Source organism: Synechococcus sp. H60.3 (genome assembly GCF_047462295.1).
In the GTDB taxonomy this organism is placed as follows: Bacteria; Cyanobacteriota; Cyanobacteriia; order Thermostichales; family Thermostichaceae; genus Thermostichus.
In genome coordinates, this window is the sequence record NZ_JANSIY010000016.1 from 8,485 (window position 1) to 30,915 (window position 22,431).

Below are 22,431 nucleotides of genomic sequence, written 5' to 3' on the forward strand. Positions count from 1 at the left end.
CTCCAGCACCTACTGCCTCCAGCAACTGCTGAGGGCTAACCCCCATCGGGATGACAGGATTCGAACCTGCGACCCCTTCGTCCCGAACGAAGTGCGCTACCAAGCTGCGCTACATCCCGAGGTCAATCCAAAGCTTTGTAAGTATAGCATGCCATGCATGCTGTCTTCCCGCGGGTGGGAGCAGGGATCCCCGGCCAAGCGGGAGTCGTTCTGCGCTAAGCTATGGGGATCCACCGTTGCCCTACCGGAGTATGAGTCAGACCAAGGGTTTCAGCCAATCCAAGCCAGAGAAAAAACCGGCCAAGGCCAACACGGCTAAGCGCAAGGAAGCCGCCAAACGCTACGATGAGCTGAAAGCCAAGGGGATGCCGGAGTTCGCCATTTTTGCCCGGCGCCGCCAAGCTGAGCCCGGCAAACCCAACCCCTGGCTACCCGTGGGATCCCTGGCGGTCAGTCGCTTCAGCGCCATCCATCAGGCCATCTTCCAAAACGAGGAAGAGCTCAAAAAAGCAGCCGTCCGCCTCTTTCCCCGTCTTAGCAAAGTCAAAGACGAGCTGGAGTTTGGCTTTCGCCTCAAGGACAAAGAGTTTCAAGACGAGCCCATTCAGGTGGCAGTCCGGCCCCAGCCTTCGCCCCTTCAGAGCTGGATAGACAGGGTGCGCAGGTGGCTGGGCCTGGGCAAAAGAACTACCCAAGCCTCCAAGAAAGGCTAAGCCGTGGCAAAGGCTTTGGGTAGCCAGCTCAAAATCAAGGGGTTGACGATCTCTGGGCGCTCGTCGTGGGGACAATGGCCCGTCTCGGGAAGAGGGAAAAATTGGTAGTCGATCCCCTGCACATGGTTTTGAAAGCCGCGGCCCCGTTCAATAGGGGTCCAGGGATCCCGTTCGCCCCAGATCACCAGCAGCGGGCAGCGCACCTGGGGCAGCAGCGCTTCGGGGGTGGGGCCAGGGGGAGCGGTGAGAATGGCCGCAAACACTTGCTGCGCTCCCACGTCACAGGAAGGGGCGTAGAGGATCTCCACCAGCTCATCAGTGATGGCCGCAGGGTTGCAGTACACCTGTTCTAAGGTGGCGCGGATCCGCTGCCGCTGCCGCACCCAATTGAACAGCAGTGGCCCCGTGACTGGCGAGGCCACCAGAGCAGTGAAGGTGGCCATGAAAACGCGAGCCATCGGGCTGAGCTCGTGGGAGCGATGGTTCAGGCCGCCGGCACAGTTAAGCAGCACTGCCCCTGCAGTCAGTTGTGGGTGCTGGGCGGCCATGAGCAGGCTAAGCAGGGCGCCGATGGAATTGCCAATAAACACTGCCGGCTGCCGCACGTGCTGCTGCCAAAAATCTGCTAGCAGCTCGGCCCACAGTTCTAGGCTGTAGGCAAGAGCTGGCTTGGCCGAGCCGCCAAACCCCAGCAAATCCAGGGCATAAACCCGGTATCCCGCCGTTGCTAGCACGGGGATGTTGTGCCGCCAGTGGCCAATGGAGGCCCCAAAGCCATGCACCAAAACCAGCGGGGATCCGGATCCCTGGACGACGTAGCGAATGGCGTGACCCCGCCAGCTCCAGGTTTGGGGAGCAAAAGGGGCAATGGAATCGGCTGCCAAACTAGCAGGAGGAGCAGTGAACACAGCCAGAAAAATGTGGGTCCCTACCTCCTCATCCTACCGCCACTCTCGAGTGTCCTTCTCTGCGGGCCATCGCCCCCAATCCCTTTCTCCGAGGAGATCTGGCTTCTCGGCAAGACTCTCAGGTAACCACATCCGGCTGCTGCCGACCGGTGCGAGCGCGGATCTGGGCGAAGTGATCCGCCAGTTGGATTAGCTCGGCTAGGGCCACCTGGGGATCCAGGCCATGCCGGCTGGGATCCGGCTCAAATCGCTCCAAGTACACCCGCAGAGTGGCCCCGTGGGTGCCGGTGCCGGAGAGGCGGTAGACGATGCGGGAGCCATCCTCAAAGCCAATGCGGATCCCTTGGTTGTGGCTGGTGCTGCCGTCCACCGGATCCGTGTAGCTGAAGTCATCGGCATAGACCACCGTCTGGGAGCCAAAGCGCTGCCCCACCCAGCTTGTCACGGAGCGCCGCAAGTGCTCCATCAGCTCCTCGGCCACCTCCACCGGCAGCCCCTCGTAGTCGTGGCGGGAGTAGAAGGTACGCCCGTAGGTGCGCCAGTGCTCTTCCACAATCTGCCGCACCGACTGCCGTCGCACAGCAAGGATGTTCAGCCAAAAGAGGACAGCCCAGAGGCCATCTTTTTCGCGGATATGGTTGGAGCCGGTGCCGAAGCTCTCCTCGCCGCAGAGGGTCACTTTGCCGGCATCCAGGAGGTTGCCGAAAAATTTCCAGCCGGTGGGAGTCTCATAGCAGGGGATCCCCAGCTTGGCTGCCACCCGGTCTGCCGCCTGGCTGGTGGGCATGGAGCGGGCGATCCCGGCTAGCCCCTCCCGGTAGCCGGGCACTCGCTGGGCGTTGGCCGCCAGCACGGCCAAACTGTCGCTGGGAGTTACGTAGAACTGGCGGCCCAGGATCATATTGCGATCCCCATCGCCATCGGAGGCGGCGCCGAAATCCGGGCCGTCCTCCCGAAACAGCAGCTCCACCAGGGCGCGGGCATGCACCAAGTTGGGATCGGGGTGGCTGCCGCCAAAGTCCGGCAGGGGCTGGCCGTTGAGGACGCTGCCCGGCGCTGCCCCCAGGCACTCTTCCAGGATGGTGCGGGCATAGGGGCCGGTGACGGCGTGCATGGCGTCGAAGGCGATACGGATCCCAGAGGCCAGGTAATCGCGGATGGCGTCAAAATCAAACAGGCGCTGCATCAGGCCCAGATAGTCGGCCACTGGGTCGATGACGGAAAGCGTCAGGGATCCCAGCCGCTGCTCTCCCAAGCGGTCTAGATCCACATCTGGGGCTTCCAGGATGCGGTACTCCCGAATCTGCTGGGTGCGGGCGTAGATGGCCTCGGTCACCTTCTCCGGGGCAGGGCCGCCGTTGCCGATGTTGTACTTGATGCCAAAGTCTCCCTGGGGGCCGCCGGGGTTGTGGCTGGCCGAGAGGATAATGCCGCCGTAGGCCCCGTATTTGCGGATAAGGTGGGAGACTGCCGGCGTGGAGAGGATCCCGCCCTGGCCCAGCAGCACCCGCCCGATGCCGTTGGCTGCTGCCATCTTGAGCAGGATCTGGATGGCTTCCCGGTTGTAGTAGCGCCCGTCTCCGCCCACCACCAGGGTTTGGCCAGCGGATCCCTCGAGGACGTCAAAGATGGACTGGACAAAGTTCTCCAGGTAGTGGGGCTGCTGGAACACCTGCACCGGCTTGCGCAGGCCGGAGGTGCCCGGCTTTTGGTCAGGAAAAGGGATGGTGGCCACGGTGCGGAGGGTCATAAGCTGCCGAAACTCTGCTTGCCCCTCTACTATCTCATCCCCAGCCCTGCTCTTCTGCCCGCTCTTGGGGATTGGTTGTCGCCTCTTGCTGTAGCTTGCTGCCTCAGGATCCCTTGCCGCCAGGCTCAGGGCAGGACTTTGAGCGCCTGGCCGGCGCTGCGGCCATAGCGGCTGGGATCGTACATCTCCTGGACAAGGGCAGGGGCCACCTGGAACTGGCCGGGGATCTCCGGGCGGAAGAGGTAGACGAACTCGTGGCGGCCCTGCCTGAGCTCGGTGCTGAAGAAGGCCACGCGGTCGTCGCGGTTTTCTTGATGGGTCCAAAACCAGTCCCACCAGTAGTCGGGGGCCGAGCCGGTGAGCAGCCGCGGATCCTGGGAGGTGATCTCGGCGCCGCTGGGCAAGGGATCCTCGATCACCACATAGTGGCTATCCCGCTCAGCTTCCACCGTCAGCCGGGCCAGGAGCACCTCGCCGGCGCGCACCGCCTCGCCGGGGCGCAGGAGCTGTTCTCGGTAGCGGATCTCTCCGTTGGCTTGGGGTTGGGGCTGTAGGCGGAAGTAGCTGCGGCTAATGGCAAAGCCTTGGCTTTGAGAGGGCAGAGGGTTGGGAACAAAAGCTTCTCCCCTCAAGCTGTAGTAGAGGGGGCCGGGGCCGGATTTTTCTAAGCGCAGGCGGCGCAGGGTGCTCACTTCGGCGTCGTCCCAGTCCAGCACCTGGCGGGGATCCGCAGCGCCGGCCTGCCAACGTGCCAGTTCAGCTCCGCTCACCTCCTCCAACACCCGCACCTGGCCGGGGTCGGGCTGTTGCTGTTGCTGGGCTTGGTAGTAGGCCACCAGGCCCAGGAGGGCATCGGCGGTGGCTTTGGTGGTGCGCCAGCGGTTGTCCTGCCGCTGCTGGAGAAGGGCGGTGGCGATCTCGCCGGCGCGGCCATCCTGGAGGCGCACGGCCAGTTGCAAGAGGGGCCCGGCCACCTCCAGGTCGTCGTAGGTGGAGCGCTCCCCGGTCGGCGGGGCGGAGGCGGCAGGAAGAAACCAGCGCCCCTGGGGATCCCTTTGCCGCCGCTCTAGAACCTCATCCAGAGCCGCTTGGGCGGGATCCCGCTGGCCCTGTTGCAGGGCGGCCAGCCCGCGGTAGGCCAGGCCAAAGGTGGAAAGCTGCGGCGGCGGCGGCAGCTCAGCAGTCACCAGCGCCGGATCCCAGAGGGCCAGGCTGTAGGCCACAAAGGCCCGCAGATCGGGGGAGAGGGGTTGGAACTGCTGCCCAGCCAGGTACTCCAAAGCCCGCTGCACCCGCCACTCCTTGAGGGCATAGCCAGCGGCCTGGGCGAGATGATAGCCCTGCAGGATGTAGGCGGTCAGGTAGGGGTTGCTGGTGTCGTAGGCCCACCAGCCCCAGCCGCCGTCATAGTTCTGGGAGTCCTCCAGCCGCTGCAGGCCGGCTCGAACCACCCGCGGCAGCCGCTCCAGGGTGGGCGAGCGCAGGTTCAAGCCCAACTGCTTGCTGGCCTGGGCCACCGCCAAGGCGGGCAAAAAGCGGCTCAAGGTCTGCTCGGTGCAGCCGTAGGGGAACTGGACGAGATAGTCCAACGGCCCCAAAAGCTCCGCTGCCGGGCTGGCGGCCAGTTCCAGATGCAGGTGTCGGGATCCCAGCACCCAAGTGGCCGGCCAATCCAAAGGCAGCTCAAGGCTGTTCGCCTGCAGCCGCCCCGTTTGGAAGAAGCGGTGTACTGCTCCCAAGGGCTGGCTGGGGATCCGCAGTTGCAGCGCATCCTGCAGCCCCTCCCCTTGCGCCCAAACCCGCACAGGGGTATCGCCGGCCCCCAGCACCTGCAGCGGCCATTCCAGCCGCTCCGCCCCTTGGGCGGGCACGGTCAGGCGTTGCCGTTGGGGGCCCTGCACTTCTAGGTTTCCGGGCACTTCCAGCCCCACTTCCACTGCTTGGGCTTGACCGGTGCGGTTTTGCACGATGGCCGCCAAGGTGAGCCGATCCCCCACCCGGAAAAAGCGGGGGGTGGCCAGGCGCACCAAGAGGTCTTTGCTGACAGCGACGGTGGCTAGGGCGGAGCCCACCTGGGTGTCGGCGGTGGCGGCGCGGGCGGTCAAGCGCCAGGTAGTCAGGTTGTCCGGCCAGCGCACCTGGACCTGGGCTAAGCCATCGGCATCGGTCACCAAATCCGGGAACCAGGCGGCGGTATCGCGAAAGGCTTCCCGCACCTGGCCGGCCAGCTTGTCGGCACCACCGGGGTATTGCTGAGGGAAAGAGGTGGTGGTGGTAACTTGGTTGTCCTGGCGCCCGTAGAAGAAGCGGCGGATATCGGGGGTGAAGTCGGGCCGCAGCAGGTAGAGGGCGTTGTCCACGATCCCCAACCCCACCTCGGCGCTGACCGGCTGCCCTTGGGCGTTGCGGGTGCGGATTTGAATTTGGGCCGTCTCCCCTGGTTGATAAGTGGGCTTATCCGTCTGCAGCTCCACCTGCAAAAAGCGATCCAACGGCGAGACCCGCAGCAGAGACTCGTTCTGGTACAGCCGCCGCTCCGGGCCGAGGACGGTGGCGGTGACGTAGAGGTTGGGGCGATACTCCTCCCGGATGGGCAGGCGCAGGGTGGCCGTATGCCCCTGCAGGCGCAGCACCTGTACCTGGTGCAGCCGGGATCCCTCCAGACCCACCAGCACCGGCAGATCCGGCAGCGGCGAGACGATCAGGAGCTGGGCCTCTTCCCCCACTTCGTAGATCTGGCGATCCGCCACCACCTCCAGGCTGGGCAGGGATCCCCAACTGGGCAGGGGGTTGCCCGGCTCCACCACCCAGAGATGGTCTACCTCCTGCACGCGGTAGCGACGAGGATCCTGGGCCGTCAGCCGCACCCGGTAGTCTCCCGGCTCCAGGTCGGCGGGCAGGCGCAGAACCAGGCTGCCCTCGCCGTTGACAACCTGAAAAGATTGCCGCAGCAGAGTGGCTTGCCGTCGGTAGGCGCTGCTCTGGGGATCCCAGCGCCAGCGCTCCAGGCTCAGCTCCCCGGCGGTGCTGACCGGTTGGCCGTCGTAGTCGCGGGCTTGCAGCCGGTAGGTGATGACATCCCCTGGAGCCGGCAGGTGGCGATCGGCCTCGGCAAAGAGGGCAAATTGGCCGGCCGTCACCCAGGCCCGTGCCGTTCCGGTCACGCTGCGGCGGCTGATATCACTCACCTCCACCTCGATGCGCAACTGCTGCACCTCCTGCGGGCCCCAGTAGCTGTCTTCCTCCCAGTCCAGATCCTGCAACAGGCGCTCCAGGCGAAACTCCGCCCGCCCCTGGGCATCCGTCACCCCTGCTCCTTCCGCCACCAGCCTCCCGTAGCCGCCGTAGTAGCCCTGCTCCTCTCCCAGGTCGCCGGCAAAATAGTCTTCTGCCCCCGAATGAGGCAACAGCCCGTAGCGCAGGCTCCAGTCGGGGCTGCTGTAAACCCAGTAGCGAAGCTGGGCAGCGGCCACCGGCGCCCCGAAAAGATACTCGGCCTCCACCTGTACCTTCAGGGATCCCCCCCGCACCAGCCAAGGCCGGTCGGGCACCACCCTCACCTCAAACTCCGGTTTGCGGTAGGCTCCCACCTCAAAGGCGGTGTACTCGCGGCTGGATCCCTGCGGCCCGGCCACCCGCCACTCCAGGCCGTAGCTGCCCAGGGGGGTTTCCTCCGGCAATTGAAACTGCCCGTGGACGCTGCCGAAAGCGTTGGTGGCCAGGGTTTGCTCGCCCAGCACATCGCCGTCGGGGGCGGTGAGGGTTACTTGCACCGGCTGGCCTGCCGAGGTGAGGCGGTCGTGCTCCCGCACCAGGGCGCGAAAATAGACCGTCTGGCCGGGGCGGTAGAGGGGACGATCCGTGTAGGCGTAGATGCGGTGGGGCTGGTTCCAGCCATAGGCATAGCTGCGGGACAAAGCCTGCAACGTGTTGTCGGCGCTGTGGCCATAGACCACCAGCGAGGATCTCTCCCCTGTCGGCAAGCTAAACCGGGCCAGCCCCTCCTCGTCGGTGGTGGCAATGAGGGGATCCCTCCACTCCCCGAAAACTTGGATCTGGATCCCCGGCAGAGGACGCAATTCCCGCAAATGCACCGCCTGCACCACCAACTGGCTGGCATCCTGTTTCTGGATGAGGCCCAGGTCACTCACCAAAAGCCACTCTCCCGACCAAGGCAGCGGTGCCGCCGCCTGCCGCGGCTGTTGGCCTTCCGCCTCCAGCCAGTAGGCCCCCGGCGGCAGGATCCCCAGCTCCAGGGTGCGGGTCAGCTCTTCTCCCCCCAGTGGCTGCTGCCAACGGCGCACCAGCTCTCCTCGCAGGATGGAATACAAATCCGGAGCCAGGGATCCATAGCCAGCATCGGCCAGATCCCGCAAGAAAGGGGATCCTTCCAAATCAGCCAGGGAAAAGCGGTAGAGGGCAAACTGCACCGCTCCCAGGCCACTGGCCCGCCACTGCAGCCGTGCCGGCTCTGCGGTCGTGAACACCGAGCTGGGGCTGTAGAGGTAGAGGCTGGGGGGCAGAAGCTGCGGGCGTAGGAGAGGAGCAGAAGCTATCGCCCCTTCCCGCACCTGCACGGGTCTCTTGCTGGAGACCGTCTCTAGGCCGGATCCCCGCACCGTCACCCGGTATTCCCCAACGGGCAGCCGCTCCAGGCGGTACTCGCCCTCCGCAGACGGGCTGATGCTGCGGCTCACCGGGCCGGCGGCAATCACCTGGACGTTCCCCGGCGCCACCCCTGCCGGCAGCTCCACCCGCCCCAGCAGGGATCCCGTCGGCTGTTCCGAAAGCAAGACCGCCAGCCCCACTCCCAAAAACACCACCAGGGCCACCAACCACCGCCGCAGCATGGATCCCTTCCTCCTCCCGATGGGTTCTGGTTGCCCTGGGGATTCAGTCGCTACTTCACCAGCTCAAACACGTTGAACATGGGCAGGTACATGGCCACGATGATGCAGCCCACCATCCCGCCCAAGATCACGATCATCAGCGGCTCCAGCAGGCTGGTGAGGGCACGCACCGCCTCCTCCACCTCCAGCTCGTAGAAGTCCGCCGTCTTCATCAACATGGCATCCAGCTCCCCCGTCTCTTCGCCCACGCTGATCATCTGGATGGCCATGATCGGGAAGACCTTGGCCTTATCCAGGGCCGGCGCGATCTGCCCCCCCTCTGAGATGGATTGGCGGGCAGCGTCGATGGCGTTGGCCACCACCTGGTTGCCGGAAGTGTCGCGCACGATCTCCAAAGAAGTCAGCACCGGCACCCCGGAGCGGGTGAGGGCCCCAAAGGTGCGGCAAAAACGGGCCACCGCCGATTTCTGGATCAGGTCGCCGAAAATGGGGAGCTTGAGGGCCAGAGCATCAATGGTCTCCTTGCCGGCGGGGGTGCGGTAAAAGCGCTGGAAAGCAAAAAAGACCGCCACCAAAAAGCCCACCAGGCCCAAGCTGTACTGGGGGGTGCGCAGAAACTTGCTGATGTTGATAAAAAACTGGGTAAAGGCGGGCAGCTCCCCCCCCAAGTCGTTGTAGATGCTCTCAAAAGTGGGCAAGATGAACAGCACCATGCCCAAAAAGATTAAGACGGCCAAAATGGTCACCACCACCGGGTAGGTCATGGCCGATTTAATCTGCTTCTGCAGGCGATCCATGTCCTCCAGCAGCTTGGCCAGTCGGTTGAGCACCTCGTCGAGCACACCGCCCACCTCCCCCGCCTGCACCATGCTGCAGTAGAGGCCGTCAAAGGCATCCGGATAAGGGCGGATGGAATCGGACAGGTTCTTCCCCGCCTCCACTTCCGCTCGAATCGCCCGCAGGTATTTCTTGAGCTTGGGGTTGCCGGTCTGCTCCTCCATAATAGTTAGGGAGCGCACCATCGACACGCCGGCGTTGATCAGAGCAGCAAATTGCCGCGAGAACACCGCCTTGTCGCGAATGTCGATGGATCCCATCATCGAGAAATCAAAAGAGGTATCCAGGGAGAAGAAGGGCTTTTCTTCCTGGATGTCTTCCTGTTTGGCAAAAATGCCTTCGCGGCGCAGCCGTGCGCGGGCCTCGGTCAAGTTGTTGGCCACCACTGTCAGGCGCACCGGCTGACCGGCCTTTAGCCCCCGAACCTTGTAGCGCGGCATGGCTTACCCCTGCTTGGATCGTTAGTTCGACACGCCGGAATGGGATCCCTTGGCTCAGTCTCGCAACCTTAGACAAACCGACGCTCTCTTCAGCTAGAGCTTAGCTACAAATGGGGCCGGCGGCCAGAGGTTGGCGAGGAACTCTCAGCCAGGGATCCTTGGAGCCAGCGTTTAGCGACGGGCGGCAGCCGCTGCGGGCCGCTGGTGTTGAGCTGCCGCGGCTGGCGATGGCCCGGTGACGTTGCCCAAAAGTCGCTGCAACTCCTCAGGGCGAGAGGTCTTGGACATGGCCGTATCGAAGTCGATCTTGCCCTGCAGGTAGAGGTTGGCCAGATCCTGCTCCAGGGTCTTCATGCCCTGCTTACCCCCTGTCTGGATGGCCGAGTAGATCTGGGCGGTCTTGCCCTCCCGAATCAAGTTGGCGATGGCCGGCGTCACCACCATGATCTCCTGCACCAGCACCCGCCCCGGTTCTCCTGGCTTGGGGTTGAGGCGGCGGGCCAAAGTTTGCGAGAAGACGGCTTTGAGGGAGTTGGAGAGCTGCACGCGGATTTGTTGCTGCTGCTCCGGTGGGAACACGTCCACCAGGCGATCCACCGTCTGGGCAGCAGAGCTGGTGTGCACCGTGGCAAAGCAGAGGTGGCCGGTCTCGGCGGCGGTAATGGCCAACTGGATGGTTTCCAGATCCCGCATCTCCCCGATCAGGATCACATCCGGATCCTCCCGCATGGCCGCCCGCAGGGCGTTGGCAAAGCTCTTGGTGTCTTCCCCCAACTGCCGCTGGTGGATGATGCTGCGGATGGGGGTGTAGATGTACTCAATGGGATCCTCGATGGTAAGGATATGCTCGGCTCGCTCGCGGTTAATGAAGTCGATGATAGCGGCCAAAGTGGTGGACTTGCCGGATCCCGTCGGGCCGGTCACCAGCACCAGACCCCGCGGCAGGCGAGCCATCTCCTTACACACATCCGGCAGGCCTAGCTTGTCGATGTTGGGGATTTCCGAAGCCAACGCCCGCATCGCGCAGGCATAGGTGCCGCGATCCCGGTAGACGTTGACGCGGAAGCGACCGATCCCGCGCACGCCGTAGGAGCAGTCCAACTCCCAGTTTTGCTCCAGGTGTTTGCGCTGGGTGTTGTTCAACATGCTAAAGATGAGCCGCTGCACCTCCTCAGGGGTAAGGGGCTCGTGCTCCGTTGGCTGGAGTTCGCCGTTGATGCGGAAGTAGGGGGGCAAACCGGCGGAGATGTGGATGTCAGAACCGCCCCTGCGGACGATTTCTTCCATCAGGTCTTCGATCATTAGTTGTGGCATAGGGCTGGTGTCTCCAATCAGTAAGCTGGGTCAGTCTGTGTTCGACCTGGGAGTTGTCGATGAAAAACCGTTCTAAAGCTGGGCCAGAGGCAACCCTCTGGGACTCGTATAGGACTGTTATAATCAGCACCCTGGCGGCGTCAAGAGCTAGGCGGCTTGCCTAAAACTTCGGCGTCAGGCAGTAGGGACAATCCATCCACTCCACCTGCAGGGCGGCACCACAGTTGCGGCAGGTGCTAAGGGCCTTGGCACGAGCCTTTAACTCGGTTTCCAAGCCCTTGTCGGTGAGGATAACCCGATCGACCTCCTCCAACGTAGTCAGACCCTGCTTCACCAGCATCAAGCTGTAGGCCAGCAGCGTCTTCATGCCGCTTTCGACAGCCGCTTCCTTGATGACCTCGGTGGGAGCCCCCTTGTTGATCAACTCGGCCAGGCGGTCGTTCATGCGCATGAACTCGTACACCCCCACTCGGCCTTTGTAGCCTACGCCCCCGCATTTCTCGCAGATGGGCTTGCCGGTGGCTTTGCGCTGCTCTACTTCCTTGGGAGAGAGCTTGTTGGCCTTGTAGAAAGTCACCTGCTCGCTGTCGCCGCTGAGGCTGAGGCCATAGCGGGCCAGTTCTTCGGGGGTGGGGTGATACGGGATCCGACACTCGGTACATACTCGGCGCATCAAGCGCTGGGCCAGCACCCCCAACAGCGAGCTGGAGATCATGAACGGCTCGATCCCCATCTCCGTCAAGCGGGCGATAGCACCGGGGGCATCGTTGGTGTGCAGGGTGGTCAGCACCAGGTGGCCCGTGAGGGAGGCTTCGATGGCGGTTTTGGCCGTCTCGTGGTCGCGGGTCTCACCCACCAGGATCACGTCCGGGTCTTGCCGCAGGAAGGCGCGCAGGATCATGGCAAAGTCCATGCCCTTTTCGCGGATCACCTGTACCTGGGTGAGCCCCGGCAGGGAGTACTCGATGGGATCCTCGGCGGTGCTGATGTTGATGCCGGGATCGTTTAGCTCTGCCAGAGCTGAGTAGAGGGTAGTGGTTTTCCCGGATCCGGTGGGCCCGGTTACCAAGATCAAACCAAAGGGTCGCTTGACAACCTCCTTGAAGCTGGCCAGGGTCTCCGGGTCGGTGATCAGCTTGTCCAGGCCGAGCTGGGTGGCGGAGTTGTCCAAGATGCGCAGCACGATCTTCTCCCCATAGCGGGAGGGCAGGGTGCTGACGCGGAAGTCCACCTTGCGCCCTTTAAAGACCCGCCGAATCCGCCCGTCCTGGGGCAAGCGCCGCTCGGCAATGTTGAGGTTGGACATGATTTTGAAGCGGGCGGTAAGGGCGGGGACAACCTTTTTGGGAAAGTTCTCAAAAGCCTGCCGCAGCACCCCGTCCTTGCGGAAGCGGATGCGCAGGTATTCTTCTTGCGGCTCGATGTGGATGTCCGACGCCCCGTCCTGCAGTGCCTTAATCAGGATTTGGTTGGCCAATTTGATAATTGGGGCATCGTCTGCCGACTTGAGCTGCTGCTCCAGGGATCCCTCGCCGGCCTCATCGACGGCGACGTCCTCGATGCTGTCCAGGTCGATCTCGGCGGTATTGACCACCACCTCTTCTTCCTCTTGGGCGGCAGCCGCGTCGTTGATGCCCTTGATGGCCAGCAGCTCCGCCTGCGCGTCCATGTAGCGGTTGATCAGAACCTCGAAATCCCGCTGGGTGAAGACCCGCCGCTGCAGCTTCAGCCCCTGGATACGGAAGCGCCGCTGGATATCATCGAGCGCCTGCAAGTTATCCGGCTTAACCATTGCCACCAGCACTTGGTTGTCTTGGCGGCGGATGGGCAAGAACTTGTAGCGGTTGCAAATATCAAGGGGCAAGAGCGAGTCGATGAGCCCGCTCATCTCCGAGATCTCCACCGGCTCCAGATCGATGTCGAGGGAGGGGATCCCGTAGATGATTTTTAGCTCAAAGAGCTGCTGCCGCTTGTAGGCCCGCTCCAGGTCGGGGGTGATCTCTCTGCCAACAATCTCTTTGACCACCAGAGCTAGGGCCTTGCTGCCCCCTTCGCGATTGGCTTTGAGGGCGTTTTGGATGTCCTGGATTTGCTTGTCGTCGGCAAAGCCCAGCTCTTTTAGCTTGCGGCCAAAGGGGGTGATGCTGGTATTGGCAACAGCTAGGGCTTTACTAGGGGCGCTGCGACGGGTTAGAGGAAGAGGAAGGTCGTTCATGCTACTGGGGCCACCTAAGCTGTGCTCATATGATAATGGCTGCAGTTAACCTCTAGGAGCAACGGTAAAGACACGCAGAGCTGCGCCTGTCCTCCACAGCCTGACTAGGGAGGCAGGGAAAACCTCAAAGGACAAAGTTGGCTCAACGTGCTCAGGATTGATCTCTTGGAAATCGCCCATGCGGCTCTACGTTGAATCTTTCACGGTTCACAAGCGCTATGCCCTCACCCTCAGCCGCGGCACTCATACAGAGGCCACTCTGGCCTGGGTGCGGATCGAGCAGGAGAGGATTGAGGGCTGGGGGGAGGCCTGTCCCTTCTCGGTGAGCGATGACTGCCACCAGTCTGTGGACGATATCTTGATGGGTCTGGAGATGGCGCAGGGGATCCTGCGGCGCTATTCCCCCTGGGAGCGGCAGCTCATTGAGGCGGAACTGCTGCGGGCCGGGATCCCCTCGGCGGCGCGGGCGGCGGTGGACATGGCCCTGCACGATTGGATGGGCAAACGGCTGGGGATGCCGCTTTGGCAGTTGTGGGGACTGGATCGCTCCCGCATCCCACCCACCACTTTGACCATTGGCCTTTCTACTCCTCAGGCGGCCCGCCAGCGGGCCTTGGCCTGGATGGAACAGACCCAAGCGCGGGCCTTTAAGATCAAGCTGGGCAGCGACTTGGGGCTGATGGCCGATCAGAACATGCTGGTTGCTGTGCAGGAGGTGATCCCACTGGGATCCCTGATTACCGTGGATGCCAACGGCGCCTGGACGGTAGAACAGAGCTTGAGCATGAGCAATTGGCTGGCGGGGCAAGGGGTGAGCTACCTGGAGCAGCCCTTGGAGAGGGGACAGGAGGCGAAGCTGATCACCCTGTGGCACGAGTCGAAGCTGCCCATCTTTGTGGATGAAAGTTGTTTCGACAGCCGCGATATTCCTGCCCTAGCGGATCGCGTGCACGGCATTAACATCAAGCTGATGAAGTGCGGCGGCCTCAGCGAAGCCTGGCGCATGATCCACACCGCCAAAGCTTATGGGCTACAGGTAATGCTGGGCTGCTACAGCAACACCGCTCTGGGCAATACGGCGGCGGCTCACCTAGCGCCGCTGGTGGACTACCTGGACTTGGACAGCCACCTCAATCTCATCGACGATCCCTTTTCCGGAGCCCTGCTGCAGGAGGGCTGTCTTATCCCCACCGACCGACCGGGCTTAGGGGTAGAGCTGCGGGAGTAGGTACCGTGGAGCAGGTGGGATCCCTCTCCAGCCAAACTCGGGTGGCCATCCTGCTCCACGGCGGCCTGCTGGGGGAGCACGGCAAAACAGGGCTGGGGCTGCTGCGCTATGGGCCTTTTCCGGTGGCGGCGGTGATCGACCGGGAGCAGGCGGGGGGATCCCTGGCCCAGTTAACCGGCATTGCCCAGGATGTTCCCATCGTGGCCTCGGTGCAAGAGGCGCTGGTTTACAACCCCGAGGTGCTGGTGATTGGGATTGCCCCTTCCGGCGGCCAGTTGCCCCCAGCGTGGCGGGAGGAGCTCTGCCAAGCCCTGCAGGCCGGCCTATCTCTGGTGAATGGTCTCCACACGCCTCTGGCCGAGGATCCCCAATTGCGGCAGTGGCTGCAGCCGGGAGCCTGGATCTGGGACATTCGCCGCGAACCTCCTGGTCTTGGGGTAGGGAAAGGCCTGGCCCGTTCCCTCCCCTGCCGGCGGGTGCTGACCGTGGGTACCGACATGGCCGTGGGCAAAATGTCCACCAGCCTGGAACTGCACCGGGCCAGCCTGAAGCGCGGCCTGCGCTCCCGCTTTCTCGCTACCGGGCAGACCGGGATCCTCATCAGTGGCGATGGGGTGCCCCTAGATGCGGTGCGGGTGGACTACGCCAGCGGTGCCGTGGAGCAACTGGTGCTGCGCCACGGCCTTGACCATGACATTCTGCACATTGAAGGCCAGGGATCCCTGCTCAACCCCGCCTCTACAGCAACCCTGCCCCTGTTGCGGGGATCCCAGCCCACCCACTTGATCTTGGTACACCGGGCTGGCCAGACCCACATCAAAGGGATGGACTACGTACCCATCCCTCCCCTGCCCAAGGTCATCGAGCTGTACGAACAAGTGGCCAGAGCTGCCGGTGCCTTTGCCCCCGTGCCGGTGGTGGGGGTGGCCCTCAATACCTTTGGCTGGGAGGAGGAGGCTGCCCTGGCCCAGATCCGCCAGGTGGAAGCGGAGACCGGACGGCCCTGTACCGACGTGGTGCGCTTTGGGGCGGATCCCCTCTTGGACGCCATCCTGGCAGCCGGCTAACCCCACGGCTAATCCAGGCGTCTCAGAGAGAGCGGCGACGGGGATCCCCCCTGGCGGCGGTTTCGCTGTCGAGCACCTCCAGGAAGTCCATGGCGGCGCGGGCCAAAACTCCCGGCTCCCCCAGCGCTGCCCGCATGGCAGCATAGTCGGCCTGTAATTGGGCTCGGCGCTCCGGCTGAGTCAGCAGCTCCAGCGCCAGTTGGGCAATCCGCTCCGGCTGGGCCTCCTCCTGCAGCAGTTCCGGCACAATGGGGCGCATCAGCACCAAGTTGGGGGGAGACATAAAGGGCACCGACACCTTCAGCCAATGGCGGGCTAGCCAAAAGGTAATTGGGTTGAGGCGGTAGATCACCACCTGCGGGATCCCCAAAATAGCCGCCTCCAAGTTGACGGTGCCCGACTTGGCCAGCACCAGGTCAGCGGCGGCCAACAGCAGGTGATGCGCCTTTGGCGGGGAAGGGCGAGGCAAGACAAGGGTGAGATCGTCCAGTCCATAGCGGCGGGCAGCCTGAGCAACGGGGGCGGCAAAACGGGGCGAGGCCAGCGGCGCCCAAAACCGCACCTGGGGCAGGCGAGCCCGCAACAGCCGCGCTGCCTGGAGGAGGATGGGCAGAACGGAGCGCAGCTCTTGGCGACGGGAGGCGGGCAGCAGCGCCACCACCGTTGCCTCCTCAGGGATCCCTAGCTCAGCTCTGGCCTGAGCGCGACCGGGTACCCTCGCCAAAATATCCAGCAGGGGGTGGCCCACATAGCAAACCTGGGCGCCTGCTGCAGCGTAGTAGCGGGCTTCTTCTGGGAAGATGGCCACCATCAGTCGCATTTGCTGGGCTAGGCGGTAGGTGAGGCGGCTGTTGGGCGACCACACCCATTCCTGGGGGGCAATGTAGTAAACGGCAGGGATGCGCCACCGCTGCAGCAGGGGGACAAGGCGGCTGTTGACGCCGATGTAGTCCACCAAGATGGCCAAATCCGGCGGGTCCTGTGCCAGGAAGCGGCGGATCTTCCACTCTGTCCACAGGGCAGGGAGGACAAAGGGGAGGGCCTCGAGGATGCCGATGGAGCTAATCTCCGTAGTGCGGTGCAGCAGCCGGGCTCCGGCAGCGGCCATTTCCTCTCCCCCAACGGCCGTGATGCGCAGATGCGGACGCTGGCGCAGCAGCTCACGAATGAGATGGCCAGCCTGCAGATCCCCGGAGACTTCTCCGGTGCAGATAAACAGATGACTCACAGGTCGTCCTCTTCTCTGCCACGGCGCAAGGCGGGCAGAGGACCGCGCCGTTGGGGTTGGGAAAGGGAATCTTCCAAAAATTGCAGCAGATGGAGCAGGGATCCCGTCTCGTCTACCAGCTCTTTCCCCTGCAAGGAGCAGATGCTACACCCACCCTCGGTGCGGATGCTGCTGCGCAGAGTTTGCAGCGCTTTTTCCAGAGGCAAACCGGAACGGTAGAGCAGCCGGTAGGCCTGGCGCAAAGCTGGCAGGGATCCCTCCATTCCCTTGGCTCGCCGCAACCCCACCAAGTTGAGGCCGCGAATGCGGGCTGGGTGCCCCTCCACCAACATGTAGGGCGGCACGTCGCGATCCACCCGGCTCATGGCCCCCACCATGGCCAAGCGACCCACTCGGGTAAACTGGTGGATCCCGACCATACCGCCGATGCGCGCCTGTGACTCGATGTGGATGTGGCCGGCCAAGGCAACCGCGTTGGTAATCACCACTTGATTTTCGATAACGCAGTTGTGGGCGACGTGGACGTAGGCCATTAGCAGGTTGTGGTCGCCGACCACCGTCGCTTCCCCTTCGTTGGTGGCTCGGTTGATGGTGACGAACTCGCGGATGCGGTTGCCCCTGCCGATCACCACCTGGGAGGGCGCGCCGCTGTACTTCAGATCCTGAGGCTCTGTGCCCAGCACCGCCCCCGGAAAAATCTGGTTGTCCTCGCCAATATCTGTCCAGCCATCGATCACCACGTGGGCCCCCACCACCGTACGGGCGCCAATGCGCACATGCTCGCCGATAACCGCATAGGGGCCAACTTGCACCGTCTCGTGCAACTCAGCCTTCGGATGGATCACCGCCGTGGGATGAATCCGAACAGAGGAGTTGGGAGTGGATCCCGCTGAAGCCAACGAACTCATTTCTAACCTAGCCAGCAAATGTGGTTACGCTCCCAACCCTGCAATTAAGGCTTGCTCGGGGAGGACACAATCCTCCACCGCTCTGCTGCAAAACTCCGACCGGGAGATGAAAGCAGCACCTAACATGCCCCTATCCCAACACTTTAGCAGGGTCTTTCCGCGCCAAGTTGCTGCCGCTGGGCTCCTCCTCGATGGGGAAAACAGATGGCCACCCTCCACCTGCCCCGTGGTTGCGGAGCGCCAAAGGCCCTCTCCTGGCCGCTGTCGTCCCATCAATCCACTAAGGAGAACATCAGCTCCCCTTCGGTCACCAGGTGTCCCCCCACCTGGGCCCGACAAAACATCTTGCCGATGCGTTTTTGCCGGATGGTGAGCAAATCGGCCGAGAGCAGCAACTGATCCCCTGGCAGCACGGGGCGGCGGAAGCGAACGCCATCGATACCAGCAAAGAGAGCCAGCCGCCCAGCCACATCGGGCAACTTGGTCAACACGATCCCTCCCAACTGCGCCATGGCCTCGACGATCAGAACGCCGGGCATGATCGGTCGGTTGGGGAAGTGCCCCTGGAAAAAGGGCTCGTTGAAGGTGACGTTTTTCAGTCCCACCGCCCGTTGCCCTGGTTGATACTCCACCACGCGATCCACCAGCAGAAAAGGATGGCGATGGGGCAAGATCTCCAGGATTTGATCCGTTGTGAAAACGGGGGGAGCTGTTGCCAACTGAGCGGCTGCTTCAGCCGAGAGGAGAGGAGGAGGAGAGACGTCAGAGGACATGGCAAACCCACAGAGCTGGAAGACAAACCTTAAATCCTGGATGGGAGGGCCTCAAAGCAGAACCAAGACAGCAAGGAGGAATGCCGGCAGGCCGCGAGGAGCCTCTCGCCCACCTCAGGAACCAGGAGCCCCGTCAAGACAGAGGGAGAGGTTCCACCCCACCGAGGCGCCTGGGATCCCTTTCTTGTTCTTGAGCTGGGTCCGCCTGCACCCGCAGGGATCCACTCCTGAGCAACTGCTCGGCCAAACGGTGATGCAGGGCATGGCCTGCCCTGTAGGCCACAATGTGCCCCTGCAAGCGGCAGCCCAACAGGCTGAGATCTCCTAGTAAATCTATCAGCTTATGGCGCACCGGCTCATCTGGGTAGCGCAAGGGCCTCAGCCACTCGGTGGTAGTACAGACAATGGCGTTCTCCAGGCTGCCGCCTTGGATCAGCCCCTGTTGGCGGGCCAGCTCCGCATCCTGTTGGCGGGCAAAAGTGCGGGCCGGAGCAATGGATTGGACAAAATCCGCCCTGTTCTCCTGCCAGCTCAGCCACTGTTGGCGGATAGGGCAGTTGGCAAAGTCGATGCCATAGGTGAAGCGAGAGCCGGGGTAGGGCAGGGCGCTGACAAAGGCTTCCCCCGCCCAGACCGTGACTGGCTCCTGGATCACTCCCAGCAGGGCCGGCTGCTCCTGGGCCAGGATCCCAGCTTGGGCAATAGCCTCCACAAAGGGCAGGGCGGAGCCATCCAGGATCGGCAGCTCCGGCCCCTCCACCTCGATGCGGCAGTTGTCGATGCCCAGCACGTAAAGGGCAGCCAACAGGTGTTCCACTGTCTGCACTTGGACAGGGGGGGATCCCTGCTGCAGGCGGGTGCAGAGGGCAGCAGGAGTCAGGGATCCCAAGCGGGCCGGGATCTCAGGGGATCCCGGTTGATCCACCCGCACAAAGACCCGACCGCCGCCAGCAGGAGCCGGGTGGAGGCTACAGCGAACCGGTAGGCCAGTGTGCAGGCCGACCCCTTCTAGGGAGATAGAGCTGGCCAAGGTGTGCTGTTGGTCTCTCATCGTACTCCGCACCGCTACCGCAAACGCTCTTGGCCCTGGTCAAAAACACGGTAGTACAGCTCCCGATAGCCAACGCGCAGGCTGCTGCTGGCGTCTGCCAGTTTGGCCTTGCGACTGCCGTAGGCGCTAAACACCTCGTAGGTGTCTCCCTCGAAGAAAAAGGAGGAGACATCGGAAACCTCTTCGCCCCCCAGCAACTGCCAACGCCCCCCACGAAATCGCAGCCGGTAGCGAGCCTTGTCCAAGCTGCCGGAGGGGCGGTCGATGGTGGCGTCGATCCTACCCTCGTACTCCGGCGGCTCGGCTCCTGCTATGGGCCGCACCTCAACGGAAATATCGCGGTAGCGGCAATTGGGGCGGTTGCACAGGCGAATTGAGCGCATTGCCTCGGCAATCCCTTCCAGCCGCTGTCGCGCCTCTACCAGGGAGTCAACTGGAGAGGACAGAGCCACCTGAGCTGCCTCTGCTGCTGGGGAGAGCAACGCAGAATGGGCAGCCAATGCCGGCGATCCCCAGCAGCACCCCAACAGCACCAGACACATCCAGCTCAGCCAACAGCGGTAGGCGGATCCCATAGGCGCAATCTATGACAAGATCTAACTCCTCTACTCTAGGGGATCCTTATCTGCGATTCTGTCCCAAGGGATGCCGGCATTCTCCAACTGGGCTCAGGAGCGATTGGCGCAGGTACGCCTCGTGTTGGTGCGGCCAGCAGGGCCGCGCAATCTCGGGGCCATTGCCCGCGTGATGAAAAACATGGGCCTGCGGCAGTGGGTGTTGGTGGATCCCCAATGCGATCCCCTGGATGCAGAAGCAGTTACCATGGCCGTGCATGCGACGGACTTGCTCCACCAAGCCCGGCAGGTGCCAACCTTAGCCGAGGCCCTCCAGGGATGTGTGCAGGTATTCGGGACAGCAGGCCGCCGCGAGCCCTACCCCCCCGAATGGCAAATTCAGTCTCCCCGCCAGGCTTTCGCGGAGCTGCTGGCTGCCGGCCCTGCCGCTCTGGTGTTTGGCCCCGAAGATTGCGGCTTGAGCAACGAAGAGCTGGCCCTCTGCCATCGCCAGATCCAGATCCCCACCGATCCGGCCTACCCTTCCCTGAACTTGGCCCAGGCAGTGGGCATCTGTTGCTACGAACTGCGCACCCTCCTCTACCAAAATCTTCGCCCGCCGGTGGCTGGCTCTGGGAGCTCAAAGCCAGCTCCCTTCGAGCTGCTGGAGGGTTTTTTCAGCCACCTGGAGGCGCTGCTGCTGCACATTGGCTACCTGCACCCCCACACCGCTCGTCGCAAAATGCTCAAGTTTCGGGCCCTGTTTCACCGCGCCGGTCTGACAGTGGCTGAGGTGGCCCTGTTGCGCGGGATCCTGCGACAACTCCAGTGGAGCCAACAATCCTCTCATCGAGAACCCCCAAAAGAGGATCCTCATCTCACCGAGAGTGGATCTTAGCTGCCGCAGCCTCTAGCCGGCTGCCTCTGAAAACCAACCTCTGGGAACTGAGACAAGGGGATCCAGCTAGGTCTGGATGATCTCCCTGCGGCAAACTTGATTTGACGGAGAGAGTGACCATCGAATAGGGGCTGAGATTTCCTTGTCCTACAGCAGTTTGCGGGCTTGTAGGATAGGTCTCGTGTCCGTGGATATGTCCCGTTTTTAACGGAATCCTCACTCAACGAAGTCTCTCTCTTCATCAAGAGCGCTGAGAGAGTCCCACCTTCTATGGTCACTCGGCAGAGACAGAGATGGATCCCTAAATCCTGGCGTAAGTACAGCTTGAATAAGGTAGCAGACAAAGCTGGCACATTTTTCTGTTTCTATCGCTACTTGTCTTTCTGAAAACCTAACTACTATCCAGCCGCTTTCTGCAAAGAAATCGTCTCGCTGGCTATGTCTATTGTCATCTAGTGCATGATGTGGTACTCGCTGACCATTCTTCTGGTACCAAGGTTCGTCAACTTCAACATCGATAAGTAGAGTTCTATTGTTACTAGATACTTGTATTGCTATGTCGGGCGTATACGGAAAATCAAATCCTGGAACCTTTAGGGAGGATTGTTCAGCTAGAAACTTAACTGGAAGGTTTTCCATCTTTATTATCAAGGCTTCTCTCAGCCGGCGATCATACCTACCTGCGCGAGCACCCTGACCTAAGAAAGGTTGGCATAAATCTAGGGGTTGAAATATCAGACCATTTTCCCAGTTCCTTATGATTTGAGCTACCTTGTTTTGATATTCGCGACTATATTCTTCGACTTGTTGTTTGTAATCTGACTCTATGCGATCGCACTCTCTTCTCCAAAGGACAAGTCTCTCCTCATATCTTTTTTGTTCTTGAGGATAACTTTGCATTTTTCTCTCATATTCTTCCATTCTCTCTTCATAAGTCCAGGATTCGTATAAGAATTGGGCTAAGGTAGCCACGCCTGCAATCCCTGCCAAGATTAGAAAGAATGGCGCTTCAGCAATAATCAGCGCAATTAGGGCAGCAACTCCAGCTCCAGTTGACAGGGCAGCCTGGAGCTTGTCCATTACACGGGTTGGGATCTCTGGTAGTTGCGGCTTGACTGGTCGAGGGGGTAGTTGAGGCGGCTCAGGTTTTCTGGGGGGAGGGGGCAGTTCTGGCCCTCTCAGTTGCAGGCTGATAGGGGTAGGGAGAGCTATATAGGGATAGCAGTCTCTCCGCTCATATTTGAGGATGGGGTGGGGCTTCCAGCTCGGCGTGTGCATTGTATTTTACTTGACCTGGCACGTTGTCCCGTAATATGCCAGAGGCCACTTTTCCAGTCAATTCTCCCTGACGGCTGTAACAGCCTAGCCGCAAGGAATCCCCTGTTAATGAACGGCTCTGAAGATCTGCAGGCTGCCGTCCGGCTTCACCACCACCTTCTTCTTGCTTTTGGCTGTCGCGTAAGAGAAGACAATCTGACGTGGATTTAGGTTAGGCTTAGGCGTATCCACGGCTGTGTCCCGTCTTGCCGTGGATTCTAGTGAATGTTGCAGGACTACCGTGGATATCAGAATGCCCAAAAACCTTGCCAGTTAAGGCTTTGAGGGATTTAGGTGGATGTTGGCAAACTAGGCTTTGACGGAGAGAGTGGGATTCGAACCCACGGTGAGTTGCCCCACACAGCATTTCCAGTGCTGCG

16 protein-coding genes and 1 tRNA gene are annotated in these 22,431 nt (G+C 62.1%); 4 read left to right on the forward strand and 13 right to left on the reverse strand.

Going from position 1 to position 22,431, the window contains the following annotated elements:
- Positions 1-45 precede the first annotated feature (45 nt).
- Positions 46-119, reverse strand: a tRNA-Pro gene (locus NW841_RS03205).
- A gap of 132 nt (positions 120-251) precedes the next feature.
- On the opposite strand from NW841_RS03205, the gene NW841_RS03210 reads away from it, so the two are divergent.
- Positions 252-713 carry an HHL1-like protein gene (locus tag NW841_RS03210; RefSeq protein WP_414385327.1) on the forward strand — a complete coding sequence of 154 codons (462 nt, stop codon included), beginning with the start codon at positions 252-254 and terminating at the stop codon, positions 711-713.
- Here NW841_RS03210 and NW841_RS03215 read toward each other — a convergent pair.
- The 6 genes from NW841_RS03215 to NW841_RS03240 form a co-directional block, all read right to left on the reverse strand.
- Entirely contained in the window at positions 710-1,621 is a 912-nt protein-coding gene (locus NW841_RS03215) for an alpha/beta fold hydrolase (RefSeq protein ID WP_414385329.1), read from the reverse strand. The genes NW841_RS03210 and NW841_RS03215 overlap by 4 nt on opposite strands.
- Before the next feature lie 118 nt (positions 1,622-1,739).
- On the reverse strand, positions 1,740-3,371 hold the full coding sequence (locus NW841_RS03220) for an alpha-D-glucose phosphate-specific phosphoglucomutase (RefSeq protein ID WP_414385331.1): 1,632 nt from the start codon (positions 3,369-3,371) through the stop codon (positions 1,740-1,742).
- 125 nt (positions 3,372-3,496) lie between these two features.
- Complete coding sequence (locus NW841_RS03225; protein ID WP_414385332.1) at positions 3,497-8,221, reverse strand: MG2 domain-containing protein; 4,725 nt, start codon at positions 8,219-8,221, stop codon at positions 3,497-3,499.
- A 50-nt stretch (positions 8,222-8,271) separates the two neighbouring features.
- Positions 8,272-9,498, reverse strand: coding sequence for a type II secretion system F family protein (locus NW841_RS03230; protein WP_414370916.1), 1,227 nt, complete (start codon positions 9,496-9,498; stop codon positions 8,272-8,274).
- A gap of 171 nt (positions 9,499-9,669) precedes the next feature.
- Positions 9,670-10,812: a type IV pilus twitching motility protein PilT gene (locus tag NW841_RS03235; protein WP_414364470.1), complete on the reverse strand. Its 1,143-nt coding sequence runs from the start codon at positions 10,810-10,812 to the stop codon at positions 9,670-9,672.
- A 160-nt stretch (positions 10,813-10,972) separates the two neighbouring features.
- A complete protein-coding gene (locus NW841_RS03240; protein ID WP_414385333.1) occupies positions 10,973-13,027 on the reverse strand; it encodes a GspE/PulE family protein in 2,055 nt (684 codons plus the stop codon).
- Positions 13,028-13,205: 178 nt separating this feature from the next.
- Between NW841_RS03240 and NW841_RS03245 the strand changes: the two genes are divergently transcribed.
- Together NW841_RS03245 and NW841_RS03250 are read left to right on the forward strand one after the other, a co-directional pair.
- The gene (locus tag NW841_RS03245) at positions 13,206-14,255 is read left to right on the forward strand and encodes a dipeptide epimerase (RefSeq protein WP_414364466.1); all 1,050 of its coding nucleotides are present in this window, start codon (positions 13,206-13,208) and stop codon (positions 14,253-14,255) included.
- Between the two features lie 5 nt (positions 14,256-14,260).
- Positions 14,261-15,322, forward strand: a complete 1,062-nt coding sequence (locus tag NW841_RS03250) for a DUF1611 domain-containing protein (RefSeq protein ID WP_414385336.1) — start codon at positions 14,261-14,263, stop codon at positions 15,320-15,322.
- Positions 15,323-15,344: 22 nt separating this feature from the next.
- Here the strand turns inward: NW841_RS03250 and lpxB are convergent, their stop codons facing one another.
- The 5 genes from lpxB to NW841_RS03275 form a co-directional block, all read right to left on the reverse strand.
- The gene (gene lpxB / locus NW841_RS03255; RefSeq protein WP_414385337.1) at positions 15,345-16,550 is read right to left on the reverse strand and encodes a lipid-A-disaccharide synthase; all 1,206 of its coding nucleotides are present in this window, start codon (positions 16,548-16,550) and stop codon (positions 15,345-15,347) included.
- Positions 16,547-17,458, reverse strand: a complete 912-nt coding sequence (lpxA, locus tag NW841_RS03260; RefSeq protein ID WP_414364462.1) for an acyl-ACP--UDP-N-acetylglucosamine O-acyltransferase — start codon at positions 17,456-17,458, stop codon at positions 16,547-16,549. The genes lpxB and lpxA overlap by 4 nt, the downstream gene beginning before the upstream one ends.
- A gap of 272 nt (positions 17,459-17,730) precedes the next feature.
- Entirely contained in the window at positions 17,731-18,231 is a 501-nt protein-coding gene (gene fabZ, locus NW841_RS03265; RefSeq protein WP_414364460.1) for a 3-hydroxyacyl-ACP dehydratase FabZ, read from the reverse strand.
- A 133-nt stretch (positions 18,232-18,364) separates the two neighbouring features.
- The gene (gene lpxC / locus NW841_RS03270; RefSeq protein WP_414364458.1) at positions 18,365-19,282 is read right to left on the reverse strand and encodes a UDP-3-O-acyl-N-acetylglucosamine deacetylase; all 918 of its coding nucleotides are present in this window, start codon (positions 19,280-19,282) and stop codon (positions 18,365-18,367) included.
- 14 nt (positions 19,283-19,296) lie between these two features.
- Positions 19,297-19,857: a hypothetical protein gene (locus NW841_RS03275; protein WP_414364456.1), complete on the reverse strand. Its 561-nt coding sequence runs from the start codon at positions 19,855-19,857 to the stop codon at positions 19,297-19,299.
- 70 nt (positions 19,858-19,927) lie between these two features.
- Here NW841_RS03275 and NW841_RS03280 point away from each other — a divergent pair, with 70 nt between their 5' ends.
- Positions 19,928-20,734 (forward strand): RNA methyltransferase, encoded by an 807-nt coding sequence (locus NW841_RS03280; RefSeq protein ID WP_414385339.1) that lies wholly within the window; start codon positions 19,928-19,930, stop codon positions 20,732-20,734.
- A gap of 216 nt (positions 20,735-20,950) precedes the next feature.
- On the opposite strand, the gene NW841_RS03285 is transcribed toward NW841_RS03280, so the two are convergent.
- Complete coding sequence (locus tag NW841_RS03285) at positions 20,951-21,814, reverse strand: hypothetical protein (protein WP_414385341.1); 864 nt, start codon at positions 21,812-21,814, stop codon at positions 20,951-20,953.
- Positions 21,815-22,431 lie beyond the last annotated feature (617 nt).

Bases quoted from the DNA above. Each gene is read 5' to 3' on its own strand.
- NW841_RS03210 (WP_414385327.1), top strand. From the start codon at position 252: ATGAGTCAGACCAAGGGTTTCAGCCAATCCAAGCCAGAGAAAAAACCG.
- NW841_RS03220 (WP_414385331.1), bottom strand. From the start codon at position 3,371: ATGACCCTCCGCACCGTGGCCACCATCCCTTTTCCTGACCAAAAGCCG.
- NW841_RS03225 (WP_414385332.1), bottom strand. From the start codon at position 8,221: ATGCTGCGGCGGTGGTTGGTGGCCCTGGTGGTGTTTTTGGGAGTGGGG.
- NW841_RS03230 (WP_414370916.1), bottom strand. From the start codon at position 9,498: ATGCCGCGCTACAAGGTTCGGGGGCTAAAGGCCGGTCAGCCGGTGCGC.
- NW841_RS03235 (WP_414364470.1), bottom strand. From the start codon at position 10,812: ATGCCACAACTAATGATCGAAGACCTGATGGAAGAAATCGTCCGCAGG.
- NW841_RS03240 (WP_414385333.1), bottom strand. From the start codon at position 13,027: ATGAACGACCTTCCTCTTCCTCTAACCCGTCGCAGCGCCCCTAGTAAA.
- NW841_RS03245 (WP_414364466.1), top strand. From the start codon at position 13,206: ATGCGGCTCTACGTTGAATCTTTCACGGTTCACAAGCGCTATGCCCTC.
- lpxA (WP_414364462.1), bottom strand. From the start codon at position 17,458: ATGAGTTCGTTGGCTTCAGCGGGATCCACTCCCAACTCCTCTGTTCGG.
- fabZ (WP_414364460.1), bottom strand. From the start codon at position 18,231: ATGTCCTCTGACGTCTCTCCTCCTCCTCTCCTCTCGGCTGAAGCAGCC.
- lpxC (WP_414364458.1), bottom strand. From the start codon at position 19,282: ATGAGAGACCAACAGCACACCTTGGCCAGCTCTATCTCCCTAGAAGGG.
- NW841_RS03275 (WP_414364456.1), bottom strand. From the start codon at position 19,857: ATGGGATCCGCCTACCGCTGTTGGCTGAGCTGGATGTGTCTGGTGCTG.
- NW841_RS03280 (WP_414385339.1), top strand. From the start codon at position 19,928: ATGCCGGCATTCTCCAACTGGGCTCAGGAGCGATTGGCGCAGGTACGC.
- NW841_RS03285 (WP_414385341.1), bottom strand. From the start codon at position 21,814: ATGGACAAGCTCCAGGCTGCCCTGTCAACTGGAGCTGGAGTTGCTGCC.